Below are 23,194 nucleotides of genomic sequence, written 5' to 3' on the forward strand. Positions count from 1 at the left end.
GTCAGACCCCCTCGGACTGACGGGCGGCGGCCAGGCGGACCGCGTCCATGATCTTCTCGTAGCCCGTGCAGCGGCACAGGTTGCCGGACAGCGCCTCGCGGATGTCGGCGTCGGACGGGTTGGGGTTGCGCTCCAGGAGTTCGTCGGAGGCGACGAGCAGACCCGGGGTGCAGAAGCCGCACTGGACGGCGCCGGCGTCGATGAACGCCTGCTGGACGGGGGCGAGTTCGATGCCCTCGCCGGCCTGGGAGTCGGTGCCGCCCTTGGCCGCCCAGCCCTTGGCCGCGTCCAGCGGGACGCCGTCGGAGCCGCCGTGGGAACGCTGCCGCGCGTGGTCGGCGAGGCCCTCGACGGTCACCACGTCCCGGCCCTCGGCCTGTCCGGCCGCGACCAGACAGGAACACACCGGCACGCCGTCGAGCCGTACGGTGCAGGAACCGCACTCGCCCTGTTCGCAGGCGTTCTTGGAGCCGGGCAGGCCGAGCCGCTCGCGCAGCACGTAGAGCAGGGACTCGCCCTCCCAGACGTCGTCGGCCTCCTGCGGGCGTCCGTTGACGGTGAAGTTGACGCGCATCACGCAGCTCCCTCGGTGTGGCGGGCGCCGCGGTACGACTCCCAGGTCCAGGTCAGCGTCCGGCGGGCCATGACGCCGACCGCGTGCCGGCGGTAGCTCGCGGTGCCCCGTACGTCGTCGATCGGGTTGCAGGCGGCGGCGCACAGGTCCGCGAACTGCTTGGCGGCGGACGGGGTGATGATCTTCCCGTTGTCCCAGAAGCCGCCCTCCTCCAGGGCCGCGTTCAGGAACTCCTCGGCGGCCTTGGCGCGCACCGGGGTGGGCGCGGCCGAGCCGATGCCGGTGCGCACGGTGCGGGTCCCCGGGTGCAGCGCGAGGCCGAAGGCGCACACGGCGATGACCATGGCGTTGCGGGTGCCGACCTTGGAGTACTGCTGGGGGCCGTCCGCCTTCTGCACGTGGACGGCGCGGATCAGCTCGTCGGGCTGGAGCGCGTTGCGCTTGACGCCGGTGTAGAAGTCGTCGATCGGGATCATCCGGGTGCCGCGCGCCGCCGACGCCACCTCGACCTCGGCGCCGGCGGCGAGGAGGGCGGGGTGGGCGTCGCCGGCGGGCGAGGCCGTGCCGAGGTTGCCGCCGACGCCGCCGCGGTTGCGGATCTGCGGGGAGGCGACCGTGTGCGAGGCGAGCGCGAGGCCCGGCAGCTCGGCACGGAGCTGTTCCATGATCGTGCTGTAGGACACGGAGGCGCCCAGCCGCACGGCGTCCGCGCCGGACTCCCATTCGTAGAGATCGCCGACGCGGTTGAGGTCGAGCAGGTACTCGGGCCTGCGATGGTCGAAGTTGATCTCGACCATCACATCGGTGCCACCCGCGATCGGCACAGCGGTGGGATGCTCGGCCTTCGCGGCGAGCGCCTCCTCCCAGCTGGCGGGGCGAAGGAAGTCCATGAACCGGCTCTCTTCTTCGTCTTGGGTTCTGCGGATCTGAGCCAATCCGTGTGCGGCGGGCCCGGCTCGTTCCTGTCGTGTTGACGTGGAGTGGAGTCAGTACACCGCCGTGTGCTCCGACGGGGTCAGTCACTGAAACCATGAAGGAGTTCGCTGGCCAGGGGAAGCATCTTGTAGATTCGTATGAACGGAGGACATCGGTAACCTCTCCGTTTTCCCGAGGAAACGGCCACTCCCCCGTCACCCTCCGGAGATCCATCGTAGGTTTCGAGACACAGAAACGGCGGCAACTGAGATGCGGCTGCGCGCACTGCTGGACACCGACGCGCTGGGCCTGCTGCTGCTCGGCGGCGAGGACGAGCTGGACCGCTCGGTGCGCGGTGTGATGACGACCGACCTGCGGGACCCGAGCCGCTACCTCTCCGGCGGCGAGCTGGTGCTGACGGGTCTGGCCTGGCGGCGGGACGAGGCGGACTCCGAGCCGTTCGTGCGCCTGCTGGTGCAGGCCGGGGTGGCGGCCCTCGCGGCGGGCACCGCCGAGCTGGGCGGGGTGCCGGAGGACCTGATCGCGGCCTGCGCCCAGCACCGGCTGCCGCTGCTCGCGGTGGACGAGTCGGTGGCGTTCGCGACGGTCACCGAGCATGTCGTACGACAGGTGTCCGGCGAGCGCGCCGGGGACCTGGCCGCCGTGGTGGACCGGCACCGCCGGATGATGACCTCGGGACCGGCGGGCGGCGGCCCCGATGTGGTGCTCGACCTGCTCGGCACCGACCTGGACCTGCGCGCCTGGGTGCTCTCCCCCACCGGCCGGCTGATCGCCGGCTCCAAGGTGGCGGGCCCCGAGCTGCCCCCCGGGACCTGCGCCCGGCTGGCCGCCGAGCAGCTGGCCGCCACCCGCACCGGCCGGCGCGGCCCGCACCGGGTCCTGCTGGACGGTACGACGTACTCGCTCTTCCCCATCCGCTCCTCGGGGCGCACCCCGGGCGGCGCGCGCGATGTGCGCGAGACGGTGCTGTCGGACTGGCTGCTGGCCGTGGAGGCGGACGCGAGCGACTGGGACGGGCAGCGGATGGACCTGCTCCAGGGCGTCACCCAGCTGATCTCGGTGGAGCGCGACCGCCGGGAGGCGGCCCGTACGGTACGGCGCCGGCTCGCCCAGGAGGTCCTGGAGCTGGTGCAGACGGGCGCGGCGCCCGCCGAGATCGCGGCCCGGCTGCGGGTGGCCGCGCCGGTGCTGCTGCCCGGCCTCGGCGCGGCCCCGCACTGGCAGGTCGTGGTGGCCCGGGTGGAGTGGGAGGGCGAGGAGATCGAGGGCGGCCCGGTGGCCCAGTCGCTGCTGGAGGAGGTGCTGGTCGATCCGCTGGCGACCGGCCCCGAGCCGGCCGACCGCATCGCTGTCGCGCACACCGGGGACGAGGCGGTGGCGCTGGTGCCGCTGCCCGCCGTACCGGCCGTCGCCGCGGACCGCGAGGGGGCGGAGACCGGGCTGCTCGCCGACGCGCTGCTCCAGGTGGTGCGCGAGCCGCTGTCGGCGGGCCTGGACGGGGACGGGCGGCTCACGCTCGGCGTCAGCGCGGCCGTGCACTCGGCGGAGGGCCTGCGCGGCGCCCTGGAGGAGGCACGGCACGCCCGCCGGGTGGCGGCGGCCCGGCCCGGCCGGGTCTGCGCGGCCGGGCACCAGGAGCTGGCCAGCCATGTGCTGCTGCTGCCGTTCGTCCCGGACGATGTGCGCCGCGCCTTCACGGCCCGGCTGCTCGACCCGCTGACGGACTACGACCGCCGGCACCGCGCGGAGCTGATACCGACCCTGGAGGCGTTCCTCGACTGCGACGGCTCCTGGACCCGCTGCGCCACCCGGCTGCACCTGCACGTCAACACGCTGCGCTACCGCGTCGGGCGGATCGAGCAGTTGACGGGACGGGACCTGTCGCGCCTGGAGGACAAGCTCGATTTCTTCCTGGCGCTGCGCATGAGCTGAGCCGCGCGGGGCGAAACGGACGAACCGCGTCCGCGCCGCGCCCCCACGACTTTGTGAAATCTTTCACCCACCCCCTTGGCCAGGTGTGGCGATCGGTGCTGGAATGCCGCCACCACTCAACAGCCCGATGGTGTGCCTGGGGAGGTCAACGTGGCGTATACCGCCATGTCTGGGAACGGAACGACCGCCGGTGACGATCCTCTCCAGACCGCGGTATGGCGGTTGCGCTCGCGGGCCTGCTGGGCCGACGCCGCGGCCCTGCTGCCACCGGACACGCCGGGCACCGCGCTGCAACGGGCGATGCTGCTGGTGGAGCGCTGCCTGTACACGGAGGGCGGCTGGGCGGACGCGGAGGACGCGCTGCGTACGGCGGAGGCGCTCGCGCACACCGACGAGGAGCGCGGCGCGGCCGCGTGCGAGCGCGGACAGCTCGCGTACGCCGCGACGCTGCACGGCGTCCGGGACCGGGTGGACGAGGCGCGGGCCGCGCTGGGGCGGGCGGCGGCGCTGATCCCGCCGGGGGCGGCGGGGCGGTCGCTGCTGGACTTCCGGCGGGGGCTGCTCGCGGAGAACCTGTCCCGCTCCCCGCAGGCGGCGCGCGCCGCGTACCGCCGGGCGCACGCCGGCGCGACCGCGCACGCCGATCCGCTGCTGCTGTCGTTCACCTGGCGTCATCTCGCCGGACTCGCCCTGCGGGACGGGGAGTTGGCGGAGGCACGGCACGGTTTCGCCGAGTCCCTGCGCATCCGGGAGGAGCTGGGCTACCTCGTGGGTACGGCGCCCGCGCTGGTGTCCCTGGCGGACACGGAGGACGAGCCGGCGGCGACCCGGCTGCGGGACGAGGCACGGCGGCTGTTCCGCCTCCTGGGGGGCGTGCCGACCTGGCTGGCGGCTCAGCTCGCGCCCCCGGCGGCGGGGCCGGCCACGGCGTGAGCGGGGGCGTGGAAGCGCGGGGGCGTGGGGGCGGGCGAGAGGGGCGCGGGAAGCGCGGGGGCGTGCTCAGAAGGAACTGAGAGACGGCTGTGCCAGGGTGACGCGCCCCGAGCCCCCCACTTCAGGAGCGCGTCGCATGACCCTCGTCAACGGGCTTCCGGCCCATGTCCTGCTCGTCCACCTCGTCGTGGTGCTGGTGCCGCTGACCGCCATCGCGCTGGTCGCCGCGGCGGTGTGGCCGCGGGCCGCGCGCCGGCTCGGCGTCCTGCTGCCCGCGCTGGGCCTCGTGTCCCTGGTCAGCGTGCCGCTCACGACGAACGCCGGTGAATGGCTGGAGCGGCATGTCGACGACGACCCGCTCGTGCGCCGGCACACCGAGCTGGGCGACGGGCTGCTGCCGTGGGCGCTGGGGCTGTGCGCGCTGGCGGTGGTGGTGTGGTGGGCGGGGCGCGCGCCGCGCCGCGCGGCGGACCCGGCCCAGGGCGCGGAGCGCGTCGGCTCGCGCTGGTCGGCGCTGCCGGTGCGGATCGTCCTCGGGCTGCTGTCCGTGGTCGTCGCGGTGGGGGCGGTGGTGGATGTGTACCGGATCGGCGACTCGGGGGCGCGGGCGGCGTGGCACGACGGGTTCTCGAAGTCGGCGCACGCTGAGCATGGCGGCGACGGTTCCTGAGGCGCCCAGAGGGAGCGCGGAAAACCGCGCGACGGGCCGCGGCGGACCCGCGCCCGGGCAGGACCGCCCGGACCCGTTCCGGCTTCGTTCAGGCCGCGCCGGTGAAGTGTTCCGCCACCAGCTCCCGCACCACGTCGAGGTCCCGGGCGACCAGGGCCTCCAGCAGGGAGACGTGTTCCGCCGCGTCCGCGACCAGGTCCGCGCGGGCGTGCCGGACCGGACCGCCGGCCAGGGGCCACTGGGCGCGGCGGTGGAGGTCGCAGGCGATGCGGACCAGTTCCTCGTTGCCGGAGTAGGCCAGCATCGCGCGGTGGAAGGCGCGGTCGGACTCGGCGTACGTCGCGGGGCAGCCGGACGCCGCCGCGCGGACCGTGTCCTCGGCGAGCGGCCGCAGCTCGGCCCAGCGCGCGGCCGGGACCGTACGCGCGAGCCGCAGCATCACCGGGACCTCCAGCAGCTCCCGTACCTCCGCCAGCTCGGCCAGCTCCCGCGCGCCCCGTTCGAGCACCCGGAACCCGCGGTTGGGCACCACCTCGACGGCGCCCTCCAGGGCCAGCTGCTGCATCGCCTCGCGCACGGGCGTCGCCGAGACCCCGAAGCGGTCCCCGAGCACCGGCGCCGAGTACACCTCGCCCGGCTTCAGCTCGCCCGCGACCAGCGCCGTGCGCAGGGCCTCCAGGACCTGCCCGCGCACCGAGGCCCGCTGTATCACGGGCCGCTCGCCCGCGGGCCGGCGCGGACCCGGAACCAGTCCCTCACCGTGCGTGTACGCCGCCGCGGGGCCCTGCGCGCCCTGCCTCACGGGGTCCTCCTGGCGGCTTGTCGGTACTTGGGGTCATTAACGACGGGTTGTCGGTTGTTCGTCAAGCACCCTAGACGTACCGAGCGGTACGTCAAACTCGATCGAGGTCGCTCCCCGGGGCCGATCGGGGCGAGCGGACCCCCGCGGTCCACTAAGATCAACTCGAATCGGGCCGCCGCGCACGGACAGGTGATTCACAACTTCCTCGGCGTTCGCAGGAACTTTCCGTTGAACCATCCGTACGGGTAGTCTTATTCGAACTCAACTCCCGCCCCTCATGCGGCAGTTCGAGCAGATCGCCGTCCCCGGGCATCCCCTCGCACCCTCTTGGCGGCCTCTTGCCGCGAAACCCCCTGAGGGCCGCCCGGAGTGGGTCAATATGGCGGGCGTTACGCCCTATCCCAATGCAAGGGACCCCTGATGAGACTGACCGACATATCGCTGAACTGGCTGCTTCCGGGCGCCGTACTGCTCCTGGGCATGGTGGCGGCGGTAGCGGTGCTCGCGCGCGGAAAGCGCTCCTCCGGGGAGAACGCGAGTGCGGACGACTCCTGGGAGCGCAGCGAGGAGCGCCGGCGGCGCAAGGAGGCCATCTACGGCACCGCCTCCTACGTGCTGCTGTTCTGCTGTGCGGCGGTGGCGGCCGCCCTGTCCTTCCACGGCCTCGTCGGCTTCGGCGAGCAGAACCTCGGCCTGACCGACGGCTGGCAGTACCTGGTGCCCTTCGGCCTCGACGGCGCGGCCATGTTCTGCTCCGTCCTCGCGGTGCGCGAGGCCAGCCACGGTGACGCGGCCCTCGGCTCGCGCATCCTCGTATGGCTGTTCGCCGCGGCCGCCGCCTGGTTCAACTGGGTGCACGCGCCGCGCGGCGTCGACCACGCGGGCGCCCCGCAGTTCTTCTCCGGCATGTCCCTGTCGGCGGCCGTCCTGTTCGACCGCGCGCTGAAGCAGACCCGCCGCGCCGCGCTGCGCGAGCAGGGCCTGGTGCCGCGCCCGCTGCCGCAGATCCGCATCGTGCGCTGGCTGCGCGCCCCCGCGAGACCTACCGGGCGTGGTCGCTGATGCTCCTGGAGGGCGTGCGCAGCCTGGACGAGGCGGTCGAGGAGGTCCGCGAGGACAACCGGCAGAAGGAGCAGTCGCGCCAGCGCAGGCGCGAGCAGGAGCGGATGGAGCGCGCCCAGCTCAAGGCGATCAGCCGGGGCCACGGCCGGTTCGTGAACCGGGTCGGCGGCCGGCAGGTCGAGGTGCAGGCGGTGGAGCGCGGCTCCTCGGGTGCCACCTCCGCGGAGCCTGCCATAGCGACCGCGGAACAGCTGCCGGTGCCCTCGCGTCCCTCCCTCCAGCCGGTCCGCAAAGGGTCTGAGCCCCTGGCCAAAGGGTCCGAGCCGGTGACCGTCGACCTCACCGCCGAGGACGACACCATGGCCCTGCCCCGGCTGGACTCCCTGGAGCGCAAGCTCAAGGAGATGGAGCAGCAGTTCGGCTAGGAGTGTCCGGACGTCAGATGACCGGACCGCATGGGCCGGGGGCGCGACCGCACGGGTCGCGCCCCCGGCCCATGTCCGTCCCCGGCCCCCGGCCCTCGCCGCTCACGCTGCCTCGGCGCCCAGTTCGAACCACACCGACTTGCCGACCCCGTGCGGCCGTACGCCCCAGGCGTCCGCGAGCGACTCCACCAGGACCATGCCCCGGCCGTGGGTGTCGTCGTCCGGGTCCGGGGTGCGCACCTGGGGTCTTCGGGGCACGAAGTCCCGTACCTCCACCCGGAGTCCGCCCGGTGCCACGACCGCGGTGAGCACGGCGTCGTCGTCGGTGTGCACGAGCGCGTTGGTGACCAGCTCGCTGGTGAGCAGCTCGGCGATCTCCGAGCGCCCCGGCTTGCCCCAGTCCCGCAGCAGCTCGCGCAGCTCCCGGCGGGCCTCGGGCACGGAGTGCAGATCCGCCCGCCCGAGCCTGCGCCACAGCCGCTGCGGCGGCTCCACGACCCGGCCGCGCCCGCCGGGCCGGTCCCGTCCGTCACGCCCGTCGTGTCCGTCACGACCGTCGCGTGCCTCCGGCCCGTCCCGTAAGGAATCGTCGACGGGAACCCGCACCAGGCACCCCGGTGGCTCCCCGGTGGCCTGCGCGGACCGCGGCTCGCCGACGGCCTGCACGCGCCGTGGCTCCGCCACGGTCCGCACGCCGCCCGCCATCTCCCGGACGCCGCCCGGAACTTCCCCCGGGGTCTCCCCCGTGCCGTCCCCCGGTTCCGCGGAGGGGGTCCCGGTGGTCACGGGACCGCCTCCTCGTGCCTGCCTCTTCATGGCCCCCGCCCGCACGCCGCTCGAACCCTGCCCCTCCTGCTCGAACACGTTCACGGGGGGATGCTTGCCCAGTGGACCAACGGCCAGTCCTGGCACCGGCCCGATGACCGGCGGTTCGGCCACCACCGGGGCCCGCCGCACCCGGGCGCGCGGCGGTCGCGGAAACTCGTGACGGCCCTCCGGGCGGCCCCCTGACGCCGCTGACGCCCCGTGACGACCGGACCGCCGCGTCCGGCACAGCCGGTCGGCAAGCCGTCACGGGCCGTGAAACTGGCCGAAATCAGCTCCCCGGACCGGGTGGTGTCAGGGCCGGGGCACGTTGCGCAGGTTGGAGCGGGCCATCTGGACCATGCGGCCGACCCCGCCGTCCAGCACGACCTTGGAGGCGGACAGCGCGAACCCGGTGACCATCTCGGCGCTGATCTTCGGCGGGATGGACAGGGCGTTGGGATCGGTGACGATGTCCACCAGGGCCGGGCCCTTGTGCCGGAAGGCGTCCTTGAGCGCGCCGGCGAGCTGTTTGGGCTTCTCCACCCGCACCCCGTACGCCCCGCACGCGCGGGCCACCGCGGCGAAGTCCGGGTTGGCGTTGGCGGTGCCGTACGCGGGCAGTCCGGAGACCATCATCTCCAACTCGACCATGCCGAGCGAGGAGTTGTTGAACAGCACCACCTTGACCGGAAGATCCTGCTGCACCAGCGTGAGGAAGTCGCCCATCAGCATGGTGAATCCGCCGTCGCCGGACATCGACACCACCTGCCGGCGCCGGTCGGTGAACTGCGCGCCGATCGCCATGGGCAGCGCGTTGGCCATCGAGCCGTGCGAGAACGAACCGATGATCCTGCGGCGGCCGTTGGGCGAGATGTAGCGCGCCGCCCACACGTTGCACATGCCGGTGTCCACGGTGAACACCGCGTCGTCGTCGGCGATGTCGTCCAGGACCGCGGCCACGTACTCGGGATGGATCGGGACGTGCCGGTCGACCTTCCTGGTGTACGCCTTGACCACGCCCTCCAGCGCGTCGGCGTGCTTCTTCAGCATCCGGTCCAGGAAGCGCCGGCTGGTCTTCTCCCGCACCCGCGGGATGAGGCAGCGCAGCGTCTCACGGGCGTCGCCCCACACGGCGAGGTCGAGCCGGGAGCGCCGGCCGAGCACCTCGGGCCGTACGTCGATCTGGGCGATCCGCACGTCGTCGGGCAGGAAGGCGTTGTACGGGAAGTCGGTGCCGAGCAGGATCAGCAGATCGCATTCGTGGGTGGCCTCGTAGGCGGCGCCGTAGCCGAGCAGTCCGCTCATCCCCACGTCGTACGGATTGTCGTACTGGATGAACTCCTTGCCGCGCAGGGCGTGTCCCACCGGGGCCTTGATCTTCTCGGCGAACCGCATGACCTCGGCGTGCGCCCCGGCCGTGCCGCTGCCGCAGAACAGCGTGACCTTGCCGGCCTTGTCGATCATCTGCACGAGGGCGTCGATCTCGGCGTCGCCGGGGCGGACGGTGGGCCGGGAGGTGACCAGGGCGCTCTGCGCGGCCTTCTCCGGGGCGGGTTCGGCGGCGATGTCGCCGGGCAGCGAGACGACGCTGACCCCGCTCCGGCCGATCGCGTGCTGGATGGCGGTCTGCAGCAGCCGGGGCATCTGCTGGGGGCTGGAGATCAGCTCGCTGTAGTGGCTGCACTCCTGGAAGAGCCGGTCGGGGTGGGTCTCCTGGAAGTAGCCGAGGCCGATCTCGCTGGAGGGGATCTGGGAGGCGAGGGCGAGCACCGGAGCCATGGAGCGGTGGGCGTCGTACAGGCCGTTGATGAGGTGCAGGTTGCCGGGGCCGCAGGAGCCGGCGCAGGCGGCCAGCTTCCCGGTGATCTGGGCCTCGGCGCCGGCCGCGAAGGCGGCGGTCTCCTCATGGCGGACATGCACCCAGTCGATGCGGGAGTGACGGCGGACGGCGTCCACGACCGGGTTGAGGCTGTCGCCGACGACGCCGTAGAGGCGGCGCACGCCGGCGCGGACGAGGATGTCGACGAACTGCTCGGCTACGTTCTGCTTGGCCATGTTCTCTCGTCAGCCCCTTCCGGGGTCCGGGAGCCGTGCGAGGTCCCGGACCCGTCCCGGATCCGTGCGTGGTGCCCCGGTTCCATGGAGGCATACGAGGGGCGGTTACGCCTCCCACAGGGCGGCGGCCGTACGGTCGTCGGCATACCCCTTGACCCGTACCCGGGCGTCGGCGAGGAACGCGGCGAGGCCGGGCGCGCGGCGGCCGGACCAGCGCCGGGACAGATAGGCGCTCAGCGCGGGCTCACCGCGCAGCGGCTCCGCGAGGCCCGGGGTGCACATCAGCAGCGCATCACCCGGGCGGGCTAGCGAGACCTGGAAGCGGAAGGGGTCGGGGGCGGGCGGGGGCGGCGGCGCGGGCAGCGGTTCGTACGGGTCCGGCGGGGCGGGGAGGCCCAGGTCGAGGGTGAGGCGGTCGTCGTCCTCGGCGGGCTCGGGCGCGGTCGGCGGCGCGGGGGGCTCCCCCTGTGCGGCGCGCGGCTCGATGTCCCGCCAGATGCCGTCCCGCAGCAGGAAGAGGCCGCCACCGCCGACGCCGAAGAAGACGCGGGTACGGCAGTGCGGGTCGGCGGGCAGCAGCAGGCAGCGCAGGGCGGCCGTGTACTCCTCGGGCCGTGCGCCCCGTTCGGCGGCGCTCGCGCGGAGCCGGCCGAGGCTGCGGTCGGTGAGCCGGTGCAGGCCCGCCTTCAGGTCGGCGCGGCGGGTGGCGCGGATGTCCTCGGCGAGCCGCCGGTGGCTGCGGCCCACCGCCCGGCCGATCCAGCGGCACGCCTCGGCCGCCGCGAGGTGGGCCTCGGGGGTGGCCCGGGCGCCGGTGGCCATCGCGACGAGGACCAGCGCGTGTTCGCCGGTGCCGAAGCGGGCGGTCAGCAGCGCGTCCCTGCGCGGCTCGCCCCGGTAGCGGGCCGAGTCCCCGCGCAGCGAGACCGACCGCAGGGTCCACGTCCCGTACCGGGCCCCGTCCAGGACCGTGTCCGCCACCAGCTCCCCCAGCTCTTCGGGCTCGGCCTCGGGGAGGGCGGTGGGCTCGGGGTCGTAGGTGGGCGGCCCGGACCCCACGAAGTCCAGGGCCGAGGCGGGCTCGGGCACCGAGGGCGGCTCGGGCGCCGGGTGCCGGCCGGACAAACCGGGCCGGGCCGACTGGACGGGGCGGACTTGGAGGGCGGGGGCGTCGGGGGGCCTCGGGGCGGGGAGGCCGCCGGGGTCGGGGGCGGCGGGCGTTCCCGGTCCGCCGGACGGGGCGGCGGCGTCGGACGGGACCCGGCCCTCGGCCGAACCCGGAACGTCGCCCCACGGCGGGGCATCGGCCGGTCTCCGGACGCCGGACGAGGCCGCCCCAGCGGACGGACCCGGAACACCGAGGCCGCCCGAAGCACCGGCCCGGGGCGGGGCATCGGCAGGAGCCTCACCCTCGGACGGCCCCGGAGCACCGGACACGGGCTCCGACCCGTCACCCCAGGACGCACCATCCACCGGAGCCCCGGCATCGGACGACCCCCGGACACCGGTCGGAGCCGCACCACCGGACCCGTCCGCAGCATCGGCCCGCGAGCGGGAAGCCGCCGGGTCTACGGCATCAGACGCTCCCGTGACGCCAGTTGGAGCCGCGCGGTCGGGCGGAACCGGAGCATCACGCGGCCCCGAAGCGTCACCCCAGGACAGACCATCCACCGGAGCCCCCGCATCGGACGGCCCCCGGACACCGGACGGAGCCGCACCACCGGACCCGTCCGCAGCATCGGCCCGGGAGCGGGAAGCCGCCGGGTCTACGGCATCAGACGCTCCCGTGACGCCAGTTGGAGCCGCGCGGTCGGACGGAACCGGAGCATCGCGTGGGGCCGGGATGTCGATCCGGGGCGGGGTATCCCGTGGGGCCGCAGCGTCGGTGGTACCCCGAGCAGCATCAGAGGGTTCCCGGGCGCCGGTTGGCGTCGCGCCGTCGGAAGGACGCGGATCGTCGCCCGAACCCCGGACGTCGGCCCGGGACGGGTTGTCCGCCGGGGTCGTAGCGTCGGGCGTTCCCCGAGTGCCGGTCGCGGGTCCGTCGTCGGACGGGTCCGGAACCTCCGGTCCGGCCGGAGGGGCGGGCGGGGACGGTCTCTCCCGGACCGTGTCGCGGACCGAGGTGAAGCGGTCGTCCAGGGAGTCCGGCGCGGTCGTCGGGCCCGTGTCCCCGGTGGCGTCGTCGTACAGCTGACCCCACCAGTCGTCCTCGGGACGGGCGGTGGGCCTTCCCCCCTGCTGGCTCATGCCCTGATTGTCACCACGCGGGCGCGGGGAAAACGGGGCATCGGGAAATTCCGGCCGCGAAAAGGTGAACGGCCGCCGGACGGCCCCACCCCCCACGGGGGGACCGTCCGACGGCGTGCTCGGTCCTCGCGGACCGGACCATGTCGGCCACCCGCCGGGTGGCCGGATCGCGGCGCACGGAAAGCTGCCGCGCCAGGCCCACCCTTCCAGACGCACCTGTGAGACGGCGATGATGGCGGTGGCGGGTTTACGCCGTGGCCGGTTTCCGCCAGCCACGGCCCTCCGTGACAGCCTGTTCCCGGACGGCCGGTACACGGGACGCCTCGCACTCAGGTGGCTTGTACGTACTCGGGGCGTACTCAGGGGAGGGACGGCGGGCGATGCTGACGGCGATAGGTCTGGACGACCGGCACGAGGCGGCGTACCGGGCGCTGGTGGCGGTGGGCGCGGCCGATGTGGCCGATCTGGCGCGGCGGTTGACGCTGGGCGTGCAGGACACCGAGCGCGCGTTGCAGGGGCTGGAGCGGCAGGGGCTCGCGGCCCGCTCCTCGGCGCGGCCGGGCCGCTGGGTGGCGGCGCCGCCCGCGGTGGCGCTGGGCGCGCTGCTCACCCGGCAGCGGCACGAGCTGGAGCGGGCCGAGCTGGCGGCGGCGCTGCTCGCGCGGGAGTACCGGGCGGCGGCGGCCGAGCCCGCGGTGCACGACCTGGTGGAGGTGGTGACCGGCGCCTCCGCGGTCGCGCAGCGCTTCCTCCAGCTCCAGTTGGGCGCCGCCGAGGAGGTGTGCGCGCTGGTGACCGGCGACCCGGTGGCGGTGACCGCGCCGGAGAACGAGGCGGAGGAGCAGGCGGCCGCGCGCGGGGTGCGCTACCGCGTGGTGGTGGAGCGGTCGGTGCTCGATCTGCCGCAGGCGCTCGGCGGGTTGACGGAGGCGCTCGGCCGGGGTGAGCGGGTGCGGATGGCGGACCGGGTGCCGACCAAGCTGGTGGTGGCCGACCGCTCGCTCGCGATGGTGCCGCTGACCTCGCACAGCGCGGAGCCGGCCGCGCTCGTGGTGCACGCCGGCGGTCTGCTGGAGCTGCTGGCCGGGCTGTTCGAGTCGGTGTGGCGGGAGGCGCTGCCGCTGCGGCTGAACACGGAGGGCGCGGCGGAGGAGGTGCCGGACGGCCCGGACGCCACCGATCTGGAGGTGCTGTCGCTGCTGCTGGCCGGGCTGACCGACGCGAGCGTGGCCAAGCAGCTGGATCTGGGCCTGCGCACCGTGCAGCGCCGGGTGAAGCGGCTGATGGAGCTGGCCGGGGTGAGCACCCGGCTCCAGCTGGGCTGGCACGCCCATGAGCGCGGCTGGGTCACCCGCGGCCGGCCTGACTGAGCCCGCCGAGTGCCCGCCGTACCGTCTCCGCGACCGCGGCCATCCCCGCGTCGGTGAAGTGCAGATGGTCGCCCGGGTCGTACGCCGGGCGGATCCGGGTCGGCTCGGCCCGGTCGCGGACGGCCGCGTCGGCGTCGGCGACCGCGTCGAAGGCGCCGCCGGTGCGGATGAAGGCGTTGACCCGCTGCCGTACGTCCTCGCGGCCGTCCGTGTAGGCGGCGTAGCCGCGGAACGGGGTGAGGGTGACGCCGACGACCCGGATGCCCCGGGCGTGGGCGCGGGAGACGAGGGTGCGGTAGGCGTCGGCGTAGGCGGCGGGGTCGTTCGCCGGGGGCAGGCCCTTGATGTCGTTGATGCCCTCGAGGACGACGAGGATCCGCGCCCCGGCCCGGTCGAGTGCGTCGGCGTCGAGCCGGGAGAGGGCGCTCGGCCCGGTGCCGTCGCGCAGCAGCCGGTTGCCGCTGATCCCGGCGTTCAGGACACCGAGTCCGCGGTCGCGCAGCCGGGCAGCGAGCCGGTCGGGCCAGCGGCGGTCGGTGTCGGGGGTGGAGCCGGTGCCGTCGGTGAGGGAGTCGCCGAAGGCCACCACGCTGCCGCCGGCGCGGCCGAGGACGTCGACGCCGGTCACGTAGTACCAGGACTTGATGATCTTCTTGTACGACGACCCGCTCGTGTCGTCGGCATGGCCCGCGCCCTCGGGGGCCAGGTAGCTGGTCTGGAGGGCGCTGGCGTGATAGGTGGCGCGGCCGTCGTCCTCGGGCGTGTACACGGTGACCAGGAGGTCGGCGGCGTCCGGCACGGTCAGCGGCACCCGGTCGCTGACGGCGTCCCGCCCCGCCGGGACGGTCGTCGTGGACGCGCCCCGGAAGGTGACGGCGTGCAGGGTACCCGGTGCGGCGTCCGGCCCCTGGCCCCGGCGCAGCGCCACGGTGACCGCCCCGAGCCGCAGCGGCCCGGTGCCGAGCCGGTTGCTGACCCGGACCCGTACGGCGGTGCCGCCGACGCTGAGCCGGACGACATTGCGGATGGCCGCGCCGGGCCGCCCGGCGGTGGTCCCGGAGGGCGCCATCTCCCAACTGCCGCTCCAGCGCGCGGCGGTGTGGACGGCCCCGGGTGCGGCGGCGACGCCGACGGAGGCCCGGGTGCCCGGCAGGGCCAGCGCCAGCAGCAGGACCGTGAGGACCCGTTTCACCTTGCCCATGTGCGCCCGCCCTTCCCCGTGCTCCGCCGGAGGCGACCGTGCCACAGCGGCGGCCCGCACCGCCGCAAGTCGGCCGCGATTCCACCCGGTCGGCCCAATGGGCGCGGGCTTGGGACACCTCGAGGCGCCGGTGCAGGGCGCGGGGCCCGGGACATCCAGCCGATGCGCGGGGCGGCCGGGGGTGCTTGGCTGGCGTCATGACCGGATTCAGCGCGGCGGAACTGTCGTATCTGCGCTCCCAGCGCCTCGGCCGGATGGCCACCGTCGACCCCCGGGGCCAGCCGCAGGCGAACCCCGTCGGCTACCGCCTCCAGGACGACGGCACCATCCTGATCGGCGGTTACGCGATGGGCAGCACCAAGAAGTGGCGCAATCTGCGGGAGAACCCGAGGATCGCGCTCGTCGTGGACGACATCGTGAGCGTCGAGCCCTGGCGGGTGCGCGGTGTCGACATCCGGGGCGAGGCCGAACTCCTCGTCGGCTCACACGCGTTGGGGCCGCAGCTCAGCGAGGAGGTGATCCGGATCCATCCGCGGCGGGTGCTCAGCTGGGGACTTGAGGAGTCCGCGCCGTGACGTGACCCCGTTCGGTGTCGGCCATGAAGTCGAGCATCGCCCGGTCGGTCGCCGCGGCGTGGTCGATCTGGGGGCCGTGACCGGTGTCCGCGATGATCTCGGCGCGGGCGCCGGGGACCAGCCGGGGGACGCGCTCGACCTGCCGGTCGGGGTGCACGAGCAGGCTGCGCCGGCCGAGCAGCAGATACAACGGGGTGCGGACGGTGGCCAGTTCGGTGTCGGTCAGCGGCTTCGGCGCGGGCCTGCGGATGCGGTAGGCGCGCACGCCGGTCCGGATCATCGTGCGCAGCTCGGGCACGACCAGTACCGGCTGCTCCAGCCAGGACGCGAGGCGGGGGCGCAGCGCCTTGGGGGCGAAGGTGGCGAAGAGGCTGACGAAGATCCAGGCGAAGAAGCGCAGCCCGACCTTCTCCAGGCCGCCCGGATCGAGCAGCGTGACCGAGGCGAGCCGGTCGGGCGCGCGGTGCGCCTGGTTGAGGGCGAGCCAGCCGCCGTAGGAGGTGCCGACCAGGTGCACCCGGTCGAGGCCGAGGCCCGCGAGGGTCTCGTCCAGCCACCGCGCGGCCCGCTCGGGCTCGTGGATCGGGGCGCGCTGCACGCTGCGGCCGGGGTCGCCGGGGGTGTCGAGGGCGTAGACGGTCCGCTCGGCGCTGAGGTCGCCGGTGTTCGGGTACCACATCGCCGAGCAGCTGCCGGCGCCGTGCACGAGGACGACGGGTATGCGGCCGGGGGCGTCCGGGCCGGCGACGCCACGGGGAGCGCCGTCGGGGGCGGCCGGGGGGTCGTACCGGTAGACGTGCGTGGTGCCGGAGGACGTCTCCACATCCCCCTCCCAGGACGCGGGCGCGCCCAGCGCGTAGAGCGCGTCGCAGGCGGCGAAGTAGCGCTCGCGCCAGGCGTCGCTGACGTAGCGGCCGACGTCGGCCGGGGGACGGGGGGTGCTTGCGGGCTTGGACACGGCCACCTCCGGGGCAGTCGATTTTCGTGATACGAACGTACCATATTGATGGTACGGCTGTACCATCAAGACGACCGGAGTGCGGAAGCTGAGGAGGGGCCGACGATGCCCAGGCGCGTGGACCACGGCGAGCGGCGGGCCGAGATCGCGGAGGCGCTGGTGCGGGCCGCGGGGCGGCTCGGGCTGCACGCGGTGGGGATGCGCGACGTGGCCGCGGAGGCGGGTGTGTCACTGCGGCTGGTGCAGTACTACTTCGAATCCAAGGAGAAGCTGCTGCTCTTCGGGCTGCGGCATCTGGCGGCCAGGTTCGGGGAGCGGGTGACCGCGCGGATCGCCGCGGCGGGGTCCGACCCCGGGCCCCGGTCGGTGATCGAGGCGCTGCTGGCGGCCGCGCTGCCGGTGGACGCGGAGAGCCGTACGTTCCACCACCTGTACACCTCGTACGCCGTCCTCTCGGTGACGGACGAGGCGCTCGCCGCGCAGCCCTTCATCAAGGACCCCGACGCGGCGGAGGCGACGGTCGCCGCGCTGCTCCGACGCGCCGCCGACGCGGGCGAGTTGCTCCCGGGCACGGACCCCGGCCCGGCCGCGGCCGGTCTGCTGGCCCTGTCCGCCGGCCTCGGCACGAGCGTCCTGGTCGGCCAGCGCACCGCGGAATCGGCCACGGAGGTACTGGCCTACCATCTGGACCGCGTCTTCCGGCCGGCCGACGGGACCGGCTGACCGGCAAGTCCCACTGAAGTTCCTGGAGTTCAGGCCCCGAAGAACAGCGCGAGCCCGGCGGCCAGCGCGAAGATCAGCACCGCGGCGAGGGCGACGGCCACCGGCTCGGCGCCGCCGCCGGGCCTGGACGCGGCACAGATCCCGGAGACCTTTCCGGCACCCCAGGTCATCCAGAGGGGCGCCGACAGGAACACGCCGAAGAAGAGCACCACCACGAGGTCGTCCATGCCCAAGCCCCTTTGACCGCACCGGCGAACCGCGACCCGGCCAGCGTACGGCTACCCCCTGAGCGCGCCCTCCAGGGTCAGCAGGCGGATCTTGCGGTCGAGGCCGCCCGCGTAGCCGGTCAGGGAGCCGTCGGCGCCGATGACACGGTGACAAGGGCGCACGATCAGCAGGGGGTTGGCGCCGAGGGCGCCGCCGACCGCGCGGACGGCGGCGCGCGGGGCGCCGATGCGGGCCGCCAGTTCGCCGTAGGTGAGCGTGCTGCCGTACGGCACCTCGCCGAGGGCGTCCCAGACCCGCCGGCGGAACTCGGTGCCGGGAGACCGCAACGGGAGCCGGAACGCGCGGAGTTCACCGGCGAAGTAGGCGTCGAGCTGCTCGCGCGCCTCGGCGAACGGCTCCGGGTCCTCCCGCAGCCCCGCCGGGACGTCCCGCGCGCAGTGCAGCGAGGTGAGCGTGCCGTCCGGGTCGGCGGTGAGCAGCAGCCGGCCGAGGGGGGTGTCGAGATGGGTGAAGCTTCCGGCGGTCATCGGATCAACTCTCCTGCCACGTCCAGGTGTTGTACGGCATACGTCCGCCAGGGACGCCAGGCGTCGGGCGCCCGCACGCCGGGCGGGGTCACATCGGGGTCGCCGAGCGCGCGGACCCGGATCAGCGCGGCGGTGGCCGGGTCCATCCCCGGCATCGCGAGCAACTCCCGCTGGGCGTCGGCCCGGTCGGCGCCGGGATCGAGGCGGAGGGTGCCGTCGGCGAGGGCGGCGGCGAGCGCGGCGAGCGGTGCGGGCACTGCCTCCGCCCGGGCGAGCGCCGCCGCCTCCGGGAAGAGGTGGGTGAGGGCGCCGTCCGGGGCGTCGAGACGCTTGCCGTACGCCTCGACCAGGCGTCCGCACCCGGCCGGGCCCAGCAGCGCGCGGGCCGCCGCCTCCAGGGGGTCGACGGCGCCGGGGACGCGCAGCCCGGGGCGGGCCGCGACCAGGGGGGCGAGCCGGGGATCGGCGCTCAGGCGCTCGTCGACGGCGTACGGGTCGGCGTCCAGGTCGAACAGCCGGCGCAGCCGCTGCACGGCGGTGGTGAGGTCGCGCGGGTCGGTGAGGCGCAGCCCCGCGTCCAGCCAGCCGCCCGGACGGGTGCCGGTGCCCGGGCGCGGCGCCCGGGTGCGTTCGGCGACGGCGGCGATCCCGGTGCCGTACGGCAGCCGCAGGGTGCGCCGGTAGGTGCGCGCGCCGGGCCGCCCGGTGACCTCCTCGACCCCCGGCACGGCCTCCCGCGCGAGCTGGTCGAGGACGGCGGCCGCCTGGTAGGGGCCCCGGTGGGCGAGCCGCAGCGGGATGCCGGTGCCGTCGGCGGCGGCCGGGCGGGCACCACCGCGCGGGGCGGCGGTGCGCACCTCGGTCGGGGTGGCCGCGTACACCTCGCGGACGGTGTCGTTGAACTGCCGCACACTGGCGAACCCGGCCGCGAACGCGATCTCGGTGACCGGCAGCCCGGTGGTCTGGAGCAGGACCCGCGCGGTGTGCGCCCGCTGCGCGCGGGCCAGGGCCACCGGTCCCGCGCCCAGCTCGGTGGTGAGCTGCCGCTGCACCTGCCGGGCGCTGTAGCCGAGCCGGGTGGCGAGCCCGGCGACGCCCTCGCGGTCCACCACGCCGTCGGCGATCAGCCGCATGGCCCGGCCGACGACGTCCGCGCGCGCGTTCCACTCCGCCGAGCCGGGCACCGCGTCCGGGCGGCAGCGCCGGCAGGCCCGGAACCCGGAGCGCTGGGCGGCGGCGGCCGTCGGATAGAACCGCACATTGCGCCGTTTGGGGGTCACCGCGGGGCAGCTAGGCCGGCAGTAGATCCCAGTCGTCTCGACGGCGAAGAAGAACGCCCCGTCGAATCGTCCGTCCCGGCTGCGCACCGCCTCGTACCTGCTGTCCTCGTCCATCACACGGTCCAGTGTGGCCCGCCGCGCGGACACCGGCTGGCGGAAAACGGACATGGAGTCGGGTCCGGTAGGATGGCCGGGTTCGTGTCCGATCAGGAGTGGGAAAGCGGGAGGTGAGGTCGATGACCGCGCTCATGGCCACCGTGTGCGGTGTCCGGGTCTCCCTCATGCCCCGGGCCGTGGCCTGACCCTCCTGTCGCCGCCCCGCCGAGAGCGTGAGCTCGCGGGGCCACCACACGAACATCTCCCTGAACGGACATCCGACGTCATGGGCAACATCTGGATCTCGCGCGCCGAGACCACCGCCGACCTTTCCGCCGTCCGCGACATCAACCTCGCCGCCTTCCCCACCCCCGCCGAGGCCGACCTCGTCGACGCGCTGCGCGCCGATCCGGCCGCCTGGATCGAGGGCCTCTCCCTCGTCTCGGTGGACGAGGCCGACCGGCCGGTGGGGCACGCGCTGCTCACCCGGTGCCATATCGGCACCGCCCCGGCCCTGGCCCTGGCGCCCTGCGCGGTCCGGCCCGAGCGGCAGCGGACCGGCGCGGGCAGCGCGGCCATCCACGCCGCCCTGGCCGCGGCGAGGGCACAGGGCGAACAGCATGTGATCGTCCTCGGGCATCCGGGCTACTACCCCCGGTTCGGGTTCACCCGCGCCTCGGACCACGGCATCCGCCTGACCGTCGACGTCCCGGACGACGCCCTGATGGCGCTGAGCCTCGACGCCGGCCACCCGCTCCCCGGCGGCACCGTCCGCTACGCTGCCGCGTTCGGCATCTGACCCCGGCCCGTAGAACTCCGCCTGTGGCCAGTGCGGGGAGTCAGATGCTCTCCCACTGGTCCAGGATGTCGTCCGTGCTGTCCGCCGCCTCCGGGCCGGCGGCCGGCACCGGGGTGTCCTCCTGCGGGCACAGCTCGGCCCAGATCACCTTGCCGCGGGCGGTGTAGCGGGTGCCCCAGCGGGAGGCGAGCTGGGCGACGAGGAACAGCCCCCGGCCGCCCTCGTCGGTGGCCGCCGCCCGGCGCGGATGCGGGGCGGTGCTGCTGCCGTCGGAGACCTCGCAGATCAGGCCCCGGTCGTGGAGGAGGCGGACGCGGATGGGCGGGGAGCCGTAGCGGACCGCGTTGGTGATCAGCTCGCTGAGGATCAGCTCGGCGGTGTAGCCGACGTCCCCGAGCCCCCATGCCTCCAGCGTGGCGGCGCACTCGGCGCGCACCGGGCCCACGGCCGCCGGGTCGCGGGGCACCTCCCACTCGGCGACATGCCCGGGGCCCAGCAGCCGGGTGCGGGCCACCAGCAGGGCGACGTCGTCGATCGGCCGGGCGGGCAGCACCGCGTCCAGGACGGCCGTGCACAGGGCCTCGGGGCCGTCCCCCGCCGGGCCCGCCAGGGCGTCGCGCAGCAGGTCGAGGCCGGCCCCGATATCCCGCTGCCGGTCCTCCAGCAGCCCGTCGGTGTACAGCACCAGGTACGAGCCCTCCGGCAGCTCCAGCTCCAGCGTCTCCACCGGCATGCCGTCGCCGAGGCCCAGCGGCGGGGAGACCGGCACGTCGGGGTAGGTGGCGGTGCCGTCGGGCAGCACCAGAGCGGGGCCGGGGTGGCCGGCCCGCGCGATGGTGACGCGTCCGGCGACCGGGTCGTAGAGCGCGTACAGGCAGCTGGCGCCGGTAACGTTCGCGATGCCGTCGCGCGCGACCCGCTCGTCCCGCAGCAGCCCCTCGAACTCCTCCGTCTCCTGGGCGTCGCCCCGCTCGTCGCTGTCGATGCGGCTGACCAGTTCGTCCAGGTGGACGAGAAGTTCGTCGGGGCCGAGGTCGAGCGCGGAGAAGTTGGCGACGGCGGTGCGCAGCCGGCCCATGGTGGCCGCCGCGTGCAGCCCGTGCCCGACGACATCGCCGACGACCAGGGCCACCCGGGCGCCCGGCAGCGGGATGACGTCGAACCAGTCGCCGCCCACCCCGGCCTGCGCGGGCAGATAGCGGTAGGCCACCTCCAGCGCCGACTGGTCGGGGACGCCGCGCGGCAGCAGGCTGCGCTGGAGGGTGACGGCGGTGGTGTGCTCGCGGGTGTAGCGGCGGGCATTGTCGATGGCGACCGCGGCCCGGGCCACCAGTTCCTCGGCGACCGCCTGGTCCTCCGCCTCGAACGGCTCGGCGTCCGCGGTGCGCCAGAAGCTCGCCACGCCCATGAGGACGCCCCGGGCGCGCAGCGGTACCACCAGCATCGAGCGGATGCCGTGGGCGAGGATGCGGTGCGCGTTGTCGGGGTCGTTCTGCTCCCAGCCGCCGTCCTTGCGCAGATCGGGCTCCAGGACCGGGGTGCCGGTGCCGAGGCCGATGGCCTGCGGGGTCGGGGAGGCGAAGTCCACGAGGGTGCCGACGGGGTACAGCGGATGGTCGGTGTCGATGCCGGACAGCGCCGTACGGCGCATCATCGTGCCCTCGGGCTCCCCGCCGCGCAGGATCGAGTCGAGCAGGTCCACGCAGGCGTAGTCGGCGAATCGGGGGACGGTGAACCGGGTCAGCTCCTCGGCGGTGCGCTCCACGTCGAGGGTGGTGCCGATGCTGCTCATGGCGTCGTACAGCAGCCGCAGCCGGCGCTGGGCGACAGCGGCGCGCCCGGCGACGGCCCGCAGTTCGGTGGTGTCGCGCAGGGTGACGATGCTGGAGGGCCGGCAGCCGTGCGGCGCGGTCGGGCGGACGCTCACCGCGAGCAGCCGGTCGCCGGCCTCGCACACCTCGTCCGTGGCCGGGCGGGTGGACGACAGCAGCGTGGCGAGGGACGGCGCGAGCCCGAGGTCGGTGAGCTGTCGGCCCTCGGCGTCCGCGGGGAGACCGAGCAGGCGCCGGGCCTCGTCGTTGGCGAGCAGCAGGGTGCCGTCGCCGCCGACGATGAGGACACCCTCGCGGGCGGCGTGCAGCACGGCGTCGTGGTGGTCGTACATCCGGCGCAGCTCGGCCGGTTCCAGGCCCCGGGTCTGGCGCCGCAGCCGCTGGTTCACCAGGGCGATGCCGGCTGTCGCCAGCAGCAGCGCGCCGCCGCCGGCCGCGAGCAGCAGGGGCAGCTGCCGGATCACCTGGTGGTGGATGTTGCGCACGGTGATACCGGCGGTGACCAGTCCGACGACCTTGGCGTGGGCGCCCAGGACGGGCACGGTGGACTCCACGGCCACGCCGATGGGGGTGGACAGGGTGTAGGTGCGCGGGTGTCCGTGCAGCGGCTGCGCGTAGTTGCCGATGACGTGCCGGCCGATGAGGTGGGTGTCGGGGTGGGTCCAGCGGATTCCGGCCGGGCTGAACGCCACGAGGTAGTCGATGCCGGTCTCCTTGCGGACCTGCTCGGCGCGAGGCTGGAGCAGGGCGGAGGGGTCCGGGGACTCCATCGCGGCCAGCGTCCCGGGAGCGTGGGCGAAGCCGGCGGCGGCGGCGAAGGTGCGTTGCCGCGCCTCGTTCACACCGGCCTGCTTGGCCTGGACCACCAGGACGGTGCCGGCCGCCACACCGAACAGCAGCAGGATGATCAGCTGGAGGACGAACATCTGTCCGGCGACGCTCCGGGCACCGGACGGCAGCCACGTGAACCGACCGGAGTCGGCGGCAGCGGGGGACGCTCCGGCCGGGGCGGAAGCGTCCCGTCCCGGAAACAGGCCGAAACGCCTCTTCATGATGCATTTCTAGCATTCACCGAGGAGACGGACACAGCGCGACCTGCCGGGACCCCCGCCGGATACGGGCCGAGCCGCGCCGACCGGGCGTACGGAGGGGCCGCCCC

General features: G+C 74.6%; 19 protein-coding genes and 1 pseudogene. 8 read left to right on the forward strand and 12 right to left on the reverse strand.

The annotated features are described in order from the left end of the window. Position 1: 1 nt before the first annotated feature. Both GHR20_RS07930 and GHR20_RS07935 read right to left on the reverse strand, forming a co-directional pair. Entirely contained in the window at positions 2-574 is a 573-nt protein-coding gene (locus tag GHR20_RS07930; protein WP_153812753.1) for a (2Fe-2S)-binding protein, read from the reverse strand. Then, a complete protein-coding gene (locus tag GHR20_RS07935; protein ID WP_153812754.1) occupies positions 574-1,464 on the reverse strand; it encodes an FAD binding domain-containing protein in 891 nt (296 codons plus the stop codon). Before GHR20_RS07935 ends, GHR20_RS07930 begins: the two co-directional genes overlap by 1 nt. Positions 1,465-1,759: 295 nt before the next feature. Between GHR20_RS07935 and GHR20_RS07940 the strand changes: the two genes are divergently transcribed. The 3 genes from GHR20_RS07940 (at position 1,760) to GHR20_RS07950 (ending at position 5,045) form a co-directional block, all read left to right on the forward strand. Then, the gene (locus tag GHR20_RS07940) at positions 1,760-3,442 is read left to right on the forward strand and encodes a PucR family transcriptional regulator ligand-binding domain-containing protein (RefSeq protein WP_153812755.1); all 1,683 of its coding nucleotides are present in this window, start codon (positions 1,760-1,762) and stop codon (positions 3,440-3,442) included. 165 nt (positions 3,443-3,607) lie between these two features. Next, positions 3,608-4,375 carry a hypothetical protein gene (locus tag GHR20_RS07945; protein WP_161214977.1) on the forward strand — a complete coding sequence of 256 codons (768 nt, stop codon included), beginning with the start codon at positions 3,608-3,610 and terminating at the stop codon, positions 4,373-4,375. A 136-nt stretch (positions 4,376-4,511) separates the two neighbouring features. Beyond that, a complete protein-coding gene (locus tag GHR20_RS07950) occupies positions 4,512-5,045 on the forward strand; it encodes a DUF2231 domain-containing protein (RefSeq protein ID WP_153812756.1) in 534 nt (177 codons plus the stop codon). Between the two features lie 88 nt (positions 5,046-5,133). Here GHR20_RS07950 and GHR20_RS07955 read toward each other — a convergent pair whose 3' ends face one another. Continuing rightward, positions 5,134-5,847 carry a GntR family transcriptional regulator gene (locus tag GHR20_RS07955; protein WP_153812757.1) on the reverse strand — a complete coding sequence of 238 codons (714 nt, stop codon included), beginning with the start codon at positions 5,845-5,847 and terminating at the stop codon, positions 5,134-5,136. 420 nt (positions 5,848-6,267) lie between these two features. Here GHR20_RS07955 and GHR20_RS07960 point away from each other — a divergent pair. Then, positions 6,268-7,334, forward strand: a pseudogene (locus GHR20_RS07960) (DUF2637 domain-containing protein). Between the two features lie 102 nt (positions 7,335-7,436). Here GHR20_RS07960 and GHR20_RS07965 read toward each other — a convergent pair. The 3 genes from GHR20_RS07965 to GHR20_RS07975 form a co-directional block, all read right to left on the reverse strand. After that, the gene (locus GHR20_RS07965; protein ID WP_111581368.1) at positions 7,437-7,829 is read right to left on the reverse strand and encodes an ATP-binding protein; all 393 of its coding nucleotides are present in this window, start codon (positions 7,827-7,829) and stop codon (positions 7,437-7,439) included. Between the two features lie 624 nt (positions 7,830-8,453). Further along, on the reverse strand, positions 8,454-10,196 hold the full coding sequence (locus GHR20_RS07970) for a pyruvate dehydrogenase (RefSeq protein WP_153812758.1): 1,743 nt from the start codon (positions 10,194-10,196) through the stop codon (positions 8,454-8,456). 105 nt (positions 10,197-10,301) lie between these two features. Next, complete coding sequence (locus tag GHR20_RS07975; RefSeq protein WP_153812759.1) at positions 10,302-12,446, reverse strand: protein phosphatase 2C domain-containing protein; 2,145 nt, start codon at positions 12,444-12,446, stop codon at positions 10,302-10,304. A gap of 380 nt (positions 12,447-12,826) precedes the next feature. On the opposite strand from GHR20_RS07975, the gene GHR20_RS07980 reads away from it, so the two are divergent. Further along, positions 12,827-13,816, forward strand: a complete 990-nt coding sequence (locus GHR20_RS07980) for a LuxR family transcriptional regulator (protein WP_153812760.1) — start codon at positions 12,827-12,829, stop codon at positions 13,814-13,816. On the opposite strand, the gene GHR20_RS07985 is transcribed toward GHR20_RS07980, so the two are convergent. After that, positions 13,794-15,017, reverse strand: a complete 1,224-nt coding sequence (locus GHR20_RS07985; RefSeq protein WP_153812761.1) for an SGNH/GDSL hydrolase family protein — start codon at positions 15,015-15,017, stop codon at positions 13,794-13,796. The genes GHR20_RS07980 and GHR20_RS07985 overlap by 23 nt on opposite strands. A 197-nt stretch (positions 15,018-15,214) precedes the next feature. Between GHR20_RS07985 and GHR20_RS07990 the strand changes: the two genes are divergently transcribed. After that, positions 15,215-15,592, forward strand: a complete 378-nt coding sequence (locus GHR20_RS07990; RefSeq protein WP_153812762.1) for a PPOX class F420-dependent oxidoreductase — start codon at positions 15,215-15,217, stop codon at positions 15,590-15,592. On the opposite strand, the gene GHR20_RS07995 is transcribed toward GHR20_RS07990, so the two are convergent. Then, positions 15,561-16,550 (reverse strand): alpha/beta fold hydrolase, encoded by a 990-nt coding sequence (locus GHR20_RS07995; protein WP_243877977.1) that lies wholly within the window; start codon positions 16,548-16,550, stop codon positions 15,561-15,563. The two genes, GHR20_RS07990 and GHR20_RS07995, sit on opposite strands and share 32 nt — an antisense overlap. 105 nt (positions 16,551-16,655) lie before the next feature. Here GHR20_RS07995 and GHR20_RS08000 point away from each other — a divergent pair, with 105 nt between their 5' ends. Beyond that, positions 16,656-17,273, forward strand: coding sequence for a TetR family transcriptional regulator C-terminal domain-containing protein (locus GHR20_RS08000; protein WP_153812764.1), 618 nt, complete (start codon positions 16,656-16,658; stop codon positions 17,271-17,273). A gap of 29 nt (positions 17,274-17,302) precedes the next feature. Here GHR20_RS08000 and GHR20_RS08005 read toward each other — a convergent pair whose 3' ends face one another. From GHR20_RS08005 to GHR20_RS08015, 3 genes are read right to left on the reverse strand one after another with little or no spacing between them, the layout of a single operon-like run. Beyond that, positions 17,303-17,500, reverse strand: coding sequence for a hypothetical protein (locus GHR20_RS08005; protein ID WP_153812765.1), 198 nt, complete (start codon positions 17,498-17,500; stop codon positions 17,303-17,305). Positions 17,501-17,551: 51 nt separating this feature from the next. Beyond that, the gene (locus tag GHR20_RS08010; protein WP_153812766.1) at positions 17,552-18,028 is read right to left on the reverse strand and encodes a methylated-DNA--[protein]-cysteine S-methyltransferase; all 477 of its coding nucleotides are present in this window, start codon (positions 18,026-18,028) and stop codon (positions 17,552-17,554) included. After that, positions 18,025-19,422, reverse strand: coding sequence for an AlkA N-terminal domain-containing protein (locus GHR20_RS08015; RefSeq protein ID WP_194859109.1), 1,398 nt, complete (start codon positions 19,420-19,422; stop codon positions 18,025-18,027). The genes GHR20_RS08010 and GHR20_RS08015 overlap by 4 nt, the downstream gene beginning before the upstream one ends. A 268-nt stretch (positions 19,423-19,690) precedes the next feature. Between GHR20_RS08015 and GHR20_RS08020 the strand changes: the two genes are divergently transcribed. After that, the gene (locus GHR20_RS08020) at positions 19,691-20,203 is read left to right on the forward strand and encodes an N-acetyltransferase (RefSeq protein ID WP_153812767.1); all 513 of its coding nucleotides are present in this window, start codon (positions 19,691-19,693) and stop codon (positions 20,201-20,203) included. Positions 20,204-20,243: 40 nt separating this feature from the next. Here the strand turns inward: GHR20_RS08020 and GHR20_RS08025 are convergent, their stop codons facing one another. After that, positions 20,244-22,961 (reverse strand): SpoIIE family protein phosphatase, encoded by a 2,718-nt coding sequence (locus tag GHR20_RS08025; RefSeq protein ID WP_241670541.1) that lies wholly within the window; start codon positions 22,959-22,961, stop codon positions 20,244-20,246. Between the last annotated feature and the right edge of the window lie 233 nt (positions 22,962-23,194).

It is taken from the genome of Streptomyces sp. SUK 48 (assembly GCF_009650765.1).
Taxonomy (GTDB): domain Bacteria; phylum Actinomycetota; class Actinomycetes; order Streptomycetales; family Streptomycetaceae; genus Streptomyces.